General features: G+C 65.6%; 12 protein-coding genes and 2 tRNA genes. 8 read left to right on the top strand and 6 right to left on the bottom strand.

Going from position 1 to position 12885, the window contains the following annotated elements:
* Nucleotides 1-110: 110 nt before the first annotated feature.
* The 5 genes from CXR29_RS11855 (at nt 111) to CXR29_RS11835 (ending at nt 4172) form a co-directional block, all read left to right on the top strand.
* Nucleotides 111-917: a fumarylacetoacetate hydrolase family protein gene (locus tag CXR29_RS11855; protein WP_101553638.1), complete on the top strand. Its 807-nt coding sequence runs from the start codon at nt 111-113 to the stop codon at nt 915-917.
* Between the two features lie 71 nt (nt 918-988).
* Nucleotides 989-2455, top strand: coding sequence for a glutamate--tRNA ligase (gene gltX, locus CXR29_RS11850; protein WP_127364617.1), 1467 nt, complete (start codon nt 989-991; stop codon nt 2453-2455).
* Nucleotides 2456-2457: 2 nt separating this feature from the next.
* On the top strand, nt 2458-3786 hold the full coding sequence (locus tag CXR29_RS11845; RefSeq protein ID WP_127364616.1) for an alpha/beta fold hydrolase: 1329 nt from the start codon (nt 2458-2460) through the stop codon (nt 3784-3786).
* A gap of 204 nt (nt 3787-3990) precedes the next feature.
* Nucleotides 3991-4062 (top strand) — tRNA-Gln (locus CXR29_RS11840).
* A gap of 37 nt (nt 4063-4099) precedes the next feature.
* Nucleotides 4100-4172: transfer RNA gene (locus CXR29_RS11835), tRNA-Glu, on the top strand.
* Nucleotides 4173-4328: 156 nt separating this feature from the next.
* Here the strand turns inward: CXR29_RS11835 and CXR29_RS11830 are convergent.
* Both CXR29_RS11830 and CXR29_RS11825 read right to left on the bottom strand, forming a co-directional pair.
* The gene (locus CXR29_RS11830; protein WP_127364615.1) at nt 4329-5093 is read right to left on the bottom strand and encodes a DUF4282 domain-containing protein; all 765 of its coding nucleotides are present in this window, start codon (nt 5091-5093) and stop codon (nt 4329-4331) included.
* A 106-nt stretch (nt 5094-5199) separates the two neighbouring features.
* Entirely contained in the window at nt 5200-6279 is a 1080-nt protein-coding gene (locus CXR29_RS11825; RefSeq protein WP_127364614.1) for an aldose 1-epimerase family protein, read from the bottom strand.
* A gap of 138 nt (nt 6280-6417) precedes the next feature.
* Here CXR29_RS11825 and galT point away from each other — a divergent pair, with 138 nt between their 5' ends.
* The 3 genes from galT to CXR29_RS11810 all read left to right on the top strand — a co-directional run bounded on the left by galT (nt 6418) and on the right by CXR29_RS11810 (nt 9889).
* The gene (galT, locus tag CXR29_RS11820) at nt 6418-7620 is read left to right on the top strand and encodes a galactose-1-phosphate uridylyltransferase (RefSeq protein ID WP_241241431.1); all 1203 of its coding nucleotides are present in this window, start codon (nt 6418-6420) and stop codon (nt 7618-7620) included.
* Nucleotides 7617-8924, top strand: coding sequence for a galactokinase (gene galK, locus CXR29_RS11815; RefSeq protein WP_127364612.1), 1308 nt, complete (start codon nt 7617-7619; stop codon nt 8922-8924). The genes galT and galK overlap by 4 nt, the downstream gene beginning before the upstream one ends.
* A 125-nt stretch (nt 8925-9049) precedes the next feature.
* Nucleotides 9050-9889, top strand: coding sequence for an alpha/beta fold hydrolase (locus tag CXR29_RS11810; RefSeq protein WP_127364611.1), 840 nt, complete (start codon nt 9050-9052; stop codon nt 9887-9889).
* Between the two features lie 73 nt (nt 9890-9962).
* On the opposite strand, the gene CXR29_RS11805 is transcribed toward CXR29_RS11810, so the two are convergent.
* The 4 genes from CXR29_RS11805 to CXR29_RS11790 form a co-directional block, all read right to left on the bottom strand.
* The gene (locus CXR29_RS11805) at nt 9963-10256 is read right to left on the bottom strand and encodes a hypothetical protein (RefSeq protein ID WP_127364610.1); all 294 of its coding nucleotides are present in this window, start codon (nt 10254-10256) and stop codon (nt 9963-9965) included.
* A 15-nt stretch (nt 10257-10271) separates the two neighbouring features.
* Nucleotides 10272-11969 (bottom strand): sodium:solute symporter family protein, encoded by a 1698-nt coding sequence (locus CXR29_RS11800; protein ID WP_127364609.1) that lies wholly within the window; start codon nt 11967-11969, stop codon nt 10272-10274.
* 149 nt (nt 11970-12118) lie between these two features.
* Nucleotides 12119-12655, bottom strand: a complete 537-nt coding sequence (locus CXR29_RS11795) for a DeoR/GlpR family DNA-binding transcription regulator (RefSeq protein ID WP_127364608.1) — start codon at nt 12653-12655, stop codon at nt 12119-12121.
* A 27-nt stretch (nt 12656-12682) separates the two neighbouring features.
* A complete protein-coding gene (locus tag CXR29_RS11790) occupies nt 12683-12877 on the bottom strand; it encodes a DeoR family transcriptional regulator (RefSeq protein WP_127364607.1) in 195 nt (64 codons plus the stop codon).
* Nucleotides 12878-12885 lie beyond the last annotated feature (8 nt).

Genomic DNA, 12885 nt, shown 5'->3' with positions numbered 1-12885 from the left:
GGCGGTCGGGCCCGCACATGGGACGCCGCCTGAGGATCTGCGGGGACCCGATCACGGTTCGAGGTGCACCGACGCGCGGAAGGCACCAGGCACTGACTAGACTGGGGCACATGCGTATCGCCAGATTTGTCCATCAGGACGAGCCCAAATACGGAGTCGTCGAAGGTGAAGTCCCGCCGATCACCGACGGCAGCTGGGACACGTCGGGTCTCGAACTCGCCGTTCTCGACTCCGACCCGTTCTTCTCTCCGGCCCAATCGACAGGCGAGAGGCTGAAGATCGACGATGTGCGTCTGGTCAGCCCCATCCTGCCGCGTTCGAAGGTCATCGGCGTCGGCCGCAACTTCGCCGACCATGCCGCCGAACTCGGCAACGAGGTGCCGGTGTCCCCCCTGACCTTCTTCAAACCCAACACCGCCGTCATCGGCCCCGGCGACCCCATCCGCCTGCCCGCCATCAGCGAATACGTGAGCTACGAGGCCGAACTCGCCGTCATCATCGGCCGGGTGGCCAAAGGTGTGAAGGCCGAGAACGCCAACGACTGCGTCCTCGGCTATACCGCCGGAAACGATGTCACCCTGCGCGACATCCAGAAGGCCGACAAACAGTGGTCACGGGCGAAGGGCTTCGACACCTCGTGCCCGCTGGGTCCGTGGATCGAAACCGAACTCGACGTCGACGACCTGAACATCCGCTCCTGGGTCGACGGAGACATCAAGCAGGACGGGACCACCGCCGACTTCATCTTCGACATCCCGACCCTCATCGAGCACCTGTCCGAGACGATCACCCTGCTGCCCGGCGATGTCATCCTCACCGGAACCCCGGCCGGCGTCGGCCAGATCGTGTCCGGCAACCGCGTCGACATCGCCATCGACGGGCTCGGCGTCCTGTCGAACCCGGTCATGGACGCCTGAGAGCACCACACCAGCAACGCCACCGCGCACACCACAGACTCACACCCGAGAAGATCACGCAAAGGACAATCGTGAGCGTCACAGTTCGTTTCTGCCCATCACCCACCGGCACCCCGCACGTCGGCATGGTCCGCACGGCCCTGTTCAACTGGGCCTACGCCAAGCACACCGGCGGCAAGTTCGTCTTCCGCATCGAAGACACCGACGCGGCACGTGACTCCGAAGAGAGCTTCGGACAGGTCGTCGAAGCCCTCAAATGGCTGGGCCTGGACTGGGACGAAGGCATCGAGGTCGGCGGCGTCAACGGGCCCTACCGCCAGTCGCAGCGCGGCGAGATCTACGCCGACGTCATCGAGAAGCTCAAGGCCGGCGGCCACATCTACGAGTCGTATTCGACGAACGACGAAGTCGAAGCCCGTCACAAGGCAGCAGGCCGTGACCCGAAGCTCGGCTACGACGGCTACGACCGCGACCTCACCGACGAGCAGAAGGCCGCTTTCCGCGCCGAGGGCCGCGAACCGGTGTGGCGCGTGCGCATGCCCGATGAGGACATCACCTTCACCGACCTCGTCCGCGGCGACATCACCTTCAAGGCCGGCACCGTTCCCGACTTCGTCGTCGTCCGCGCTACGGGTAAGCCCCTGTACACCCTGGTCAACCCCGTCGACGACGCTCTCATGGGCATCACCCATGTGCTCCGCGGCGAGGACATCCTGTCCTCGACCCCGCGTCAGATCGCTCTCTACGAACACCTCAAAGCCATCGGCATCGCCGAGGCGACCCCCGAATTCGGCCACCTGCCCTACGTCATGGGTGAAGGCAACAAGAAGCTGTCGAAGCGCGACCCCGAATCGAACCTGTTCCTCCACCGCGAGAACGGGTTCATCCCCGAGGGACTCATCAACTACCTCGGACTGCTCGGCTGGTCCATCGGACCCGACCGCGACATCTTCAGCGTCAAGGAATTCACCGAAGCATTCGACATTCACGATGTCCTGCCCAACCCGGCCCGCTTCGACGTGAAGAAGGCCACCGCCATCAACGCCGACCACATCCGCCTCCTCGATCCGGATGACTTCCGTGACCGTCTGGTGCCCTACCTCCAGGCCGCCGAGGTGCTCCCGGCGTCCCCGACGGAGGCTCAGCTGGCCATCCTCGACAAGGCGGCTCCGCTCGTGCAGACCCGTATGAAGCTGCTCGGAGAAGCTCCCGACCTGCTCGCGTTCCTCTTCACCTCCGATGACGACCTCGTCATGGCCGAAGACGGATTGAAGACGCTCAAGGACACCGCCCCCGAGGTGCTCGCCGCCTCCATCGAGGTCCTCGAAGGGCTCGACGACTGGACGACAGCGAAGCTCGAAGAAGTGCTCTCAGCCAAGCTCGTCGACGAGATGGAGATCAAACCGCGCCTGGCCTACGGCCCGTTGCGTGTGGCCGTGTCCGGCCGCAAGGTCTCCCCGCCGCTGTTCGAGTCGATGGAGATCCTCGGCAAGGACTCCTCCATGACACGCCTCAAGGCGCTCGCGGCGCAGCTGTGACCATGGTCGAGCAGAAGATCTGGACCCGCGGAGGACTGCGCTTCCGTGACGTGACGGTCACCGTGCCCTTCGACCATTTCGGACGGGCGGGGGATGCCGCCTCGGCGGGGGAGTACTCCGCGTCAGCCGCCTCGGGAAAGGTGGATCTGCCGGACACGATCGACGTGTTCGCCCGGGTCATCGCCACCGAGGCGGACAGCCGGAAACCCTACCTCGTGTACCTGCAGGGCGGCCCCGGGGTGGAAGCCCCGCGCCCGGGCATCGCAGGCGGATCCGACGGCTGGGTGAAGCGGGCGCTCGAGGAGTTTCAGGTCGTCATGCTCGACCAGCGTGGCACCGGACGATCGAATCCGATCGGCTCTGTTGATGGGGCCATCACCGGACTGGAGACGGTGGGGGAGGACCCGGCCGCGATCGCCGAGGCGCTGTCGTTCTTCCGCGCCGATTCGATCGTCGAGGATGCGGAGATCCTGCGCGGTCACCTCGGGGCGGACACCTGGTCCCTGCTGGGGCAGTCCTTCGGCGGTTTCACGACTCTGCGCTATATCTCCGCGCATTCGAGTGCCCTTCACGAGGTGTATTTCACCGGCGGTCTGCCGGCGATCGGCCTTGATCCGGCGACCGTCTACGGTCGGACGTGGGAGGGGATGATCCGCAAGTCCGAGCAGCACTACGCAGCGTTCCCCGACGACCGTGAGAAGGTGCGCAGGCTCGTCGAGCTCGCATCCGTCGGGGATGGGCTCGCCCTGCCCGGGGGTGCGCGGGCGACGCCGGAGCGGATCCGTCTGCTCGGGCACTTCCTCGGCGCCTCGGATGGTCCGGAGAAGCTGCATTATCTGCTCGACCTCGACTTCTCTTCGGCAGCATTCCGGCATGACCTTGCCGCGTCTCTGCCGTTCTCGGGGCGCAATCCGCTCTATGCCGTCGTCCACGAATCCTGCTGGGCCGACGGCACGGTGACGAACTGGGCGGCCAGGCGGGCAATGCCCGATCCTGTCCGTGAGGACCCGACCCTGCTGGCCGGCGAACATGCCGGGCCGGAGTCGCTGCACGAGGATCCGGAGCTTGCTCCCTTCGCCGAGGTGGCCGACATCGTCGCCGCACGTCAGTGGCCTCGTCTCTACGATGTCGACGCTCTGCAGGCCGCCTCGGTGCGCGGTGCTGCGGCAGTCTACTTCGAGGATGCCTACGTGCCGGTGGAGTATTCGCTGGCCACGGCCGAGCACTTGTCCGGAGTGCAGCCGTGGGTGACGAACGAGTACGAACACAACGGTCTGCGCGCCGACGGATACCGAGTCCTCGACCGGCTCATCGGCCTAGCCCGGGGGTGAGGCCCGGGCCCGTCGGGGCAGGCAGACCGAGCCTGCGCGCGCGGGAATTCTGGGCCTGTCGGCAGGCCGGCCCCGATGCGCGTGGTGTGTTAAGAAGGTCACACCGAAAATGACCCTCTGAGATTTGTCCGGAGGCGGGGTGCTTGTGTAGAGTTATATCTCGTTGCTCAGGGAAATCTCCTCGGGGATGACCTTGAAAAGCATTGGGCTATGGTGTAATTGGCAGCACGAGTGATTCTGGTTCATTTAGTCTAGGTTCAAGTCCTGGTAGCCCAGCGGACACAGTCTGGATCAGTCCAGGAGTGTTGTTCTAGCCCCCGTCGTCTAGTGGCCTAGGACGCCGCCCTCTCAAGGCGGTAACGGCAGTTCGAATCTGCTCGGGGGTACGGTTGAGCCCCGCATCGATTTTCGGTGCGGGGCTCACTCTAATTCACAGGCGTTTTCCCGCGCCTGCATTGGGGACAACTGGGAACGGCACTGTCTGAGTCAGAAAGCACCTGTTTCGCACAGTGCTTTCTGACTCAGACAGTGCCGTAGTCGCCTCAGCGGCTGACTGAATCGGCGATGCGCTTCGTGTGCTCGGCCGTCTTGATGTTGGAGACGATGAGCTCGAGAACCAGACGGACGCCGATGACCCACAGCGCCGGAATGATCCAGCCGAAGATGATCGACAGGATCAGCGGCAGCACACTGAAGCTCGGTCCGCCGGTCATATATGCCGAGGCCGTACCTGCTGCGATTCCCGCGCTGATGCCGGCGATGATGGTCCCGAGGTAGGACAGGACCGCGACCACGATCGCGATGATGTAGATGAAGCCTGCCCACTTGACTGCGATGAAGTTGTCGAAGCGGATGTCGAACAGCGACTTGAAGAACCCGGTCTGCTGAGGCGCCGTCTGCGGAGCCTGACCATGCGCTGGCTGACCGTAGGCGGGCTGACCATAAGCCTGCTGCTGTGCCGCGTTCTGCGAGTGGGCGTCCTGCTGGTAGGGATCCTGCTGATAATAAGCGCCGGGCTGGGAATAACCGCCCTGCTGGTACTGCTGTCCCTGTGCCTGATAGGCATTGGGGTCGTAAGTTCCCTGCTGATAGGTGGGCTGGTCGGGCTGGAACTGTGCGTTCTGGCCGGGCTGCGATGCCGGCGCATCCTGGCTGGGCTGGAACTGAGCGTCCTGAGGATTCTGCGCCGACTGATCCGAGGCGGACTGGGCACTCTCCGACTGATCTCCCGCGCCGGGGTTCTGGCCGTCGAGGTTCTGCTCAGACGAGCTGCTGTTCGGGTCGTTCGGGTTCTGCGGTGTCGACATGGTGTCCCTCTCGAGAATGGAACGCACCCAGGGCAGGGCGCGCTCGCCTGATATCTGCCTGTCATCGCAACCTATCAGGATGCGCCGAATCGCGGCAGGGCGACTGTCATTCTGGGAGGAAAGTCGAAGCGCCGTCGGAGTCGGCAGAAGCACCGTCAGGAGCGGCCGAACCGCTGCCTGAGAGAGGCGAGCCCGCTTCGGATCGCTCGTCATCGCCTCCGCTCAGGGCGATGCTCCACTCGACGGCAAGCTCGTCACCGGGAGCGATGACGTCGAAGTCCTCTCCGGCCTCGCCGGCGGCGAACGCATTCGGAGGGCACGTCATCGGCTCGATCGCAATCGCCCGACGAGCCAGATCCTCATCAAGGCCGTCGCCAGTGCACACCTGCCAGGTGCGGAAACCGGGACCCATCCCGACGACGACCTCGCGCAGATCGGCACCCTTCAGCCGTGCTCGAGACCACCCGTCGTCCCCGCGCCGAGGTGAGCCGTACGCATCATCGAGGATCGTTGCCCCGATCAGGCGCAGCGCCCGGAAGTCCTTGCACACCATGCACGCGGAATCATCGGAGACGTGATCGGCCGGAACTGCGGTGCCGTCATCGAAAGGGCGCACGGCGGTGGGAATGAGCCGCTCATTGGTCTCGAACCACTGCGCAGCGGGAATGACGAGCTGAGCCTCGTCGACAAGGGCACCGTCAACGGGGTCGGTTGTACCCGATGGGGCTGTGCCCGGGGAGAGCCACGGATGAAATCCGAAACCGAACGGTGCGGGAGCCGACCCCGTGTTCAGGGCACGGGCACGCATGCGCAGCTCCGCCTCGGCGAGTTCGACATCCACCCGCAAGCCGAACGCGAACGGATACCCCTCCGTCGGCTCCAGCGAGTATTCGAGACTGACCGTCGACTCGGTGCGCTCGACCACGGACCACTCGACATCGGCGACGAGACCATGCAGAGCAGTATCCCGCTCGGGCTCGGTGATCGGCAGCCGGTGGCTGTCGCCGGCGAAGTCGAAACGGCCGGCATCGATCCGATTCGGCCAGGGCGCGAGCACGGCCCCGTCGAAGGCGCTCATCGGCACCACGACCGGCCGATCGCCGACGCAGAAGCGAACCAGGCTCGCACCGATGGGGGAGATGACCGCCGCTGACTCGCCACAGGCGAGTTCGATGGTGGCGGTCATGGGTCTCCAAAGGGGCTCGAGTGCGGGAGATGCGGTTGCAGATATTCTACGCCGACTGCGCCCAACCGAACCGCCAGATGTTAGCATTATGATCGAAAATGATAACTTTTGGGAGGTCTGATGCCGGCGTCGCATCAAATGGCGAACCTGTCCGACGGTCGTGAGATCCTGTTCTTCCAGGACCTCGACTCACCTGCACCGACGATCGCCGCTGACCCCCGGCCGCACGATTCGCGACCCGACAGCGGCACCCTGCGCTTCGACGTCCTCACCGGAGAATGGGTCGCCGTGGCCACTCACCGGCAGACCCGCACCCACCTGCCCGCCGCCGCCGAATGTCCGCTGTGCCCGTCGACGCCGGACCGTCCCACGGAGATCCCGGCCGGGGACTTCGACGTCGCCGTCTTCGAGAATCGCTTCCCGTCCCTCGGCCCCGACCTCGGTGATGTTCCGTCCCCTCAGAGCGTGGACACCGCTTTCGCCGAGGCGGCCGCCGCCTCCGCCGAAACCGTGACCTCTGCGCTGTCGGGACCGGGGTACGGACGCTGCGAAGTCGTCGTCTTCTCCTCGGAGCACACCGGCTCCTTCGCAGGACTCGGCACCGCACGTGCCCGCACCGTCATCGACGCCTGGGCCGACAGGACCGCCGAACTCTCTGCCCTGCCGGGCATCGAGCAGGTCTTCATGTTCGAGAACCGCGGGGAGGAGATCGGGGTGACGATGAATCATCCGCACGGACAGATCTATGCTTACCCCTATGTCACCCCGCACACCGCGATCACCTCGGCGCGGGCGCATGACCACCTGCGCCGGACCGGGCGACCGCTGCTCGGCGATGTGCTCGCTTTCGAACGCGAGGCAGGGGAGCGGATGATCCTCGAGACCGATCACTTCTCCGCCTTCGTGCCCTTCGCGGCCCGGTGGCCGATCGAAGTCCACGTCGTTCCGCACCGCCAGGTGGGAAGCGTCGACGAGCTCGACGAGACCGAACGCGACGACCTGGCGCGCGTCTATCCGGAGGTGCTGAGACGCATCGACGGACTCTACCCGAGCCCCACACCGTATATTGCGGCCTGGCACCAGGCACCGGTCAACAGTGCCGACCGCCTGGCCGAATGGCTCCACCTCGAGATCACGAGCCCGCGGAGGGCGGAGAACAAGCTGAAGTTCCTCGCCGGTTCGGAGACCGCGATGGGCGCCTTCGTCGGCGACGTCTCCGCCGAGGAGACCGCAGCCAGGCTGCGTGCGGTGACCCCGGAACCCCTCGCCGAGGCGGCCGTACCCGTGAGCGCGAACGCGAGCACGGCTGCGGCGTTCGACCCGGAAGGCGATCGTTCATGACCACAGAGACCCCCGAGGCCGTATCCGCGCCGACCCCCGACCACCTCGCCGAGGAGTTCGAAGCCCTGTTCGGGTACCGGCCGCTCGGATCCTTCCGTGCACCCGGTCGGGTGAACGTCATCGGCGAACACACCGATTACAACTTGGGCTTCGTCCTGCCCATCGCCATCGACCGGGCCGTGTACGTCGCCATCGGCCGGCAACCCGCCAACGTCGCTGATGGGCGAGACGTGGACGTGGCAGGGCGGCGCGCCGAGGTAATAGAGGACACGGGAACCGTGGAGCCGCCTCGGCGCGGGGAGAGCATCCGCATCGTCTCCGACCATCGCGATGACACCGGGCAGCGCCTGTCCGGCCAGTTCACGGCCGCTGACCTCGCGCCCGGTACCCTGCCAGGCTGGCTGAGCCACGCCGCGGGCGTCGTCGATGAGATCGCCAAAACGACCGGCACGATCGTCGGCGGTGTCGACCTCTATATCGAGTCCACCGTGCCCGTCGGCGCCGGACTGTCGTCATCTCACGCCCTCGAAGTCGCGGTGCTCATCGCCCTCGACGAGGTGTACGACCTCGGCCTCGACGACCGGGAGAAGGTCCTGCTGACACAGAGAGCAGAGAACGACTTCGTCGGTGCACCGACGGGAATCGTCGACCAGGCTGCTTCGATCATGACCGAGGCCGGGCATGCACTCTTCCTCGACTGCCGGGACCTCAGCGCCCGCCAGATTCCATTCGACCTCGACGCCGAGGGGCTGCGACTCCTCGTCATCGACTCGAAGGTCTCGCACTCGCACAGCGAAAGCGGGTACGGCGCCAGGCGGAGGACCTGCGAGGAATCCGCCGCGATCTTCGGCGTCGACAGCCTGCGGGAACTCCCCGACGACGTCGACCTGAGCGAACTGACCGAGGAGCAGCGCAAGCGCGTGCGACACGTCATCGCCGAAAACGCGCGAGTCCGATCCACCGTCGAACTGCTCGAGGACAACGAGCGATCAACCGGCGACGAACATGACGCGCGCATCCGTGCCCTCGGCGACCTGCTGGTGGCCTCCCACGAATCTCTGCAGCACGACTACGAGGTCTCGTGCGTCGAACTCGACGTGGCGGTGGCCGCCTCGATGGGAGCCGGAGCGCTTGGGGCGCGAATGATCGGCGGCGGCTTCGGCGGCTCGGGGATCGCGCTCATCCACGCAGATCAGGTCGACATGGTCGGCGACGCCGTCACCGCAGCATTCGCCGACCACGGCTTTAGGGAACCGGACATCTTCGCCGTCAGCGCGGGTCGCGGCGCTGCCCGTTTCGACTGAACCTGTTTCGACTGAGCCGCTGATTCGGCTGCGGCCGGGCATGCGCACAGCGTTGACCACCCGAACCTCCACGGTTCATGCTGGAACCTCAGATGAGGATGGACTCGGAGGGGCGGGGGAGCGGCATGGATATCTGCGACGTCAATGGGGTGAGCCTCGGCGTCGAGGAGTTCGGCGGGGCGGATGCGCCGCTGGTTCTCTGCCTCGGCGCTCCGACGATGCTGTCCTGGCCCGATGCTCTGTGCGTGCAGCTGGCTGCGCAGGGACGCCACGTCGTGCGCTGCGACCTCCGCGATGCCGGGACCTCGAGCCATGGTGACCTCGAATCACCGGACTACACTCTGCGAGACCTCGCCGCCGATGCCGCCGAACTCGCTCGAGCCTTCGACGGCCGACCCGCTCATCTGGCGGGAATCGGCATCAGTGGAATGGTCGCGCAGGTCGCGGCTCTCGACCATCCGGATGCGTTCTCGGCACTCACTCTCATCGGCACCCGACCGGTAGCACCCGGACCCGTCGACGATGACCTGCCGGATCATGATCAGGCCACCATGGGTTCGCTCTTCACCCGACCGCAGCCGGATTGGTCGGACGGCGACGAGGCGGCCGAGTTCATGGCCGAAGGAGCACGGATCCTCGGCGACGATCCCGCGGAGGCCCGCGACGTCGCGGCCCGCATCTGGGAACGGACGCAGGACTCGAATCCGGAGTCTCACCGGGCCGATCAGCTGGGGATGGTGTTCTCTCGCCTCGACTGCCGGCCACGCTGGCGAGAACGACTGCCACAGCTGCGGGTGCCGACGCTGGTCGTGCACGGTCGACGCGATCCTTTCTTTCCTGTCGGCAATGCAGAGGCGCTCGCCCGGGAAATTCCAGGTGCCCGACTCCTCGTCCTCGAGAACGGATCGAGGGCCGTGCCGGTCGCGGACATCCCCGAGGTTGTCGCGGCGATGTCGCGACTCTGAGCGCGATGGCAGGACTCTGACCCGACCCCGCGCGGGCATAGGGAATCAGCCGACCCCGCGCGGACTCAGGGGATCAGTTCGTGTCGGGGGCTGCCTCGGTGCCGGTGTCCGTACTTTCGTCGGGTGTCTCGACGATCCGGAGCGGACGCAGCCGCGCCCAGATGAGGAAGACGGCCGCGGCGATGACGAGACCGATCCCGGTCCACAGGTTTGCATCGACCCCGCCGGTGCGCTCGGCTTCGTCGGGAGTGAAGCCAACGATTCCGGCGATCGTGAGGATGATGCCGAAGATCGCCAACAGCGCACCGATGAAGTTGCGGACGTCGAAGGCGCCTGCGGTCTTGGTCTGTTGGTTGGAATTGCTCATGGGTCTCTGGCTCCTTTAGCCGAAGGTCACGTTGAGGATGATGACGAGCACCAGGGCGACACCCGCGACGGGCACGGGGCGCTTCCAGAACGGCGGCTTCGGTTCGCTGAGGTCCTCGAAGTCGGACTTCGGGGTCTCCGAGTAGACGAGTCCGCGCAGCTCCGCGGCGGGCTTCGGCGTGGTGAACAGGGTGACTATCACGGACAGGACGATGTCGACGACGAACGCCGTGCTGGCCGCGAGGAATGCGGCACCCTGGCCGGGCAGGTCGAGGACGCCGGTCTCGGCGAGGATGAATACGAACACGGCCGAGAGTGTGCCGCCGACGAGCCCGACCCAACCGGCGGTCGCCGACATCCGCTTCCAGAACATGCCGAGGATGAACGTGGCGAACAGCGGGGCGTTGAAGAAGCCGAACAGCGTCTGCAGGTAGTCCATGAGGTTGGAGAAGTTGCCCGCGATGAGAGCGGTGAAGATCGCGACGACACAGGCGCCGATCGTCGCCCACCGGCCGATCTTCAGGTAGTAGTCGTCGTCGCGGTCCTTGACCACGTACTGCTGCCACAGGTCGTAGCTGAAGACGGTGTTGAATGCGGAGATGTTCGCGGCCATGCCGGCCATGAACGCGGCGAGGAGGCCGGCGATCGCCACACCGAGGAGGCCGTTGGGCAGGACTTCGCGCATGAGCAGCAGGAGCGCATCGTTGTAGGTCACGCCCGTCTGTTCGAGCGCGGTCGCCTCGTCGATGTTGGCCGAGACCTCCTTGAACTGCGTCATCTGCGGAACGAGCACCGCGGCGATCATGCCGGGGATGACGACGATGAAGGGGATGAGCATCTTCGGGAAGGCGCCGATGATCGGGGTCAGGCGCGCGGCGTTGATCGACTTCGAAGCCATGGCGCGCTGGACCTCGACGAAGTTCGTCGTCCAGTAGCCGAAGGACAGCACGAAGCCGAGGCCGAAGACGATGCCGACGACCGAGAGCACGGGGTTCGAGAAGCCGGAGAGCTGCTCGCCCGGCCAGCTGCTCAGCTGTTCGGCGCCGAGCATTCCGTCATTGCTCACCTTGTCGACGAGTCCGTCCCAACCTCCGACGCGGTTGAGTCCGATGAGGGTCAGCGGCAGGAGAGCTGCGACGATGACGAAGAACTGCAGCACCTCGTTGTAGATCGCCGCACTCAGCCCGCCGAGGGTGATGTAGGACAGGACGATGGCGGCGGCGACGATGAGCGTGATCCACAGCGGCCAGCCGAGCAGGCGGTTGACGATCGTGCCGAGCAGGAACAGGTTGACGCCGGCGATGAGCAGCTGTGCGACGGCGAACGACAGCGCGTTGACGAGGTGGGCGCCCGTGCCGAAGCGTCTGCGCATGAACTCCGGAACCGACCGGACCTTCGAACCGTAGTAGAAGGGCATCATCACGACACCGAGGAACAGCATCGCCGGGACCGCACCGATCCAGAAGTAGTGCATCGTCGGCATGCCGTACTGGGCGCCCGTGGCGGACATGCCCATGATCTCCACGGCGCCGAGGTTGGCCGAGACGAACGCGAGAGCCGTGACCCATGCAGGGAGGCTCCGTCCGGAGAGGAGGAACTCGATGCTCGAGGAGATCCCGCGTTTGGCGAACCACCCGATGCCGAGGACGAAGATGAAGTAGATCGCTATCAGCAGATAGTCGATCCACTGTGCGTCCAAGCGGATTGCTTCCAAGGTTCCTCCATATGCGTCAGTGCACGGTTTCAAAATGCGTCAATGCATGGATGCGTGTGGTGTGTGACACCCGAGTGGACACTTTAGAGGATTGTGAGCCTGATCGCTAGTGATCGAACCTGAACAGTTTTGATCGTTTGGTCGGCAGGTCAGACGACCTCGACCTCGACGCCTGCCTTGCGCAGGGCCGTGAGTTCGGATTCCGAGCTCTTCGAGTCGGTGATGAGCTGCTGGATCTGTTCGGTCGGGACGGTGAGCACCGATGAGCGGAGCCCGACCTTCGTGTGATCGACGAGGGCGGTGACGCGTCCCGCCCCGGCGGCCATCGCTCGGTCCGTGTCGGCGACGGGGAACGCCGGAGTCGACAGGCCGAAGTCCGCGGCCAGACCGTTGCCGGAGAGGAAGACGGTATCGGCGCGCAGACCGAGCAGCTGTGACACCGTGGCGCCGCCGACGAAGGCCCGAATGGAATGGCGCAGCAGACCGCCGACGACGATGACCTCGTTGTCGGGGGAGGAGGCCATGGCCTCGGCGACGAGCAGGGAATTCGTCACCACGCGCAGACCTGAGCGCGTGACGAGCTCCTTGGCCAGCAGCTCGGTCGTCGTCCCGGGGCCGAGTGCGACGACATCGCCGTTGCGCACCTGCGCCGCAGCGGCGCGAGCGATCGCCGTCTTCTCGGCCAGCGCCTGCTCGAGCTTCTCCGCATAGCTCTACTCCCGCGCGCTCGATGCCAGCACGGCACCGCCGTGAGTGCGGACGAGCCTGCCCTCCTCGGCGAGCTGATCGAGGTCACGGCGGATGGTCACGGCCGAGGTGTCGAGCTTCTCCGACAGGGAGGTGATGGAGACGGCGCCGTCTCGCTCGATCGTGTTGACGATGATATTGCGTCTCTGAGCGGCGATCATGGGGCCAT

The sequence above is a fragment of the Brevibacterium linens genome, from assembly GCF_003999335.1.
Classification (GTDB): domain Bacteria; phylum Actinomycetota; class Actinomycetes; order Actinomycetales; family Brevibacteriaceae; genus Brevibacterium; species Brevibacterium linens.
The sequence above is the reverse complement of the archived record's forward strand: the minus strand, read 5'-3'. Positions and strand labels throughout refer to the sequence as shown.

Excerpts from the sequence above, each read along its gene's own strand:
- CXR29_RS11830 (WP_127364615.1), bottom strand. The coding sequence starts at position 5,093 with ATGTCGACACCGCAGAACCCGAACGACCCGAACAGCAGCTCGTCTGAG.
- CXR29_RS11790 (WP_127364607.1), bottom strand. The coding sequence starts at position 12,877 with ATGATCGCCGCTCAGAGACGCAATATCATCGTCAACACGATCGAGCGA.
- CXR29_RS11855 (WP_101553638.1), top strand. The coding sequence starts at position 111 with ATGCGTATCGCCAGATTTGTCCATCAGGACGAGCCCAAATACGGAGTC.
- CXR29_RS11845 (WP_127364616.1), top strand. The coding sequence starts at position 2,458 with ATGGTCGAGCAGAAGATCTGGACCCGCGGAGGACTGCGCTTCCGTGAC.
- galK (WP_127364612.1), top strand. The coding sequence starts at position 7,617 with ATGACCACAGAGACCCCCGAGGCCGTATCCGCGCCGACCCCCGACCAC.
- galT (WP_241241431.1), top strand. The coding sequence starts at position 6,418 with ATGGCGAACCTGTCCGACGGTCGTGAGATCCTGTTCTTCCAGGACCTC.
- CXR29_RS11810 (WP_127364611.1), top strand. The coding sequence starts at position 9,050 with ATGGATATCTGCGACGTCAATGGGGTGAGCCTCGGCGTCGAGGAGTTC.
- CXR29_RS11805 (WP_127364610.1), bottom strand. The coding sequence starts at position 10,256 with ATGAGCAATTCCAACCAACAGACCAAGACCGCAGGCGCCTTCGACGTC.
- CXR29_RS11825 (WP_127364614.1), bottom strand. The coding sequence starts at position 6,279 with ATGACCGCCACCATCGAACTCGCCTGTGGCGAGTCAGCGGCGGTCATC.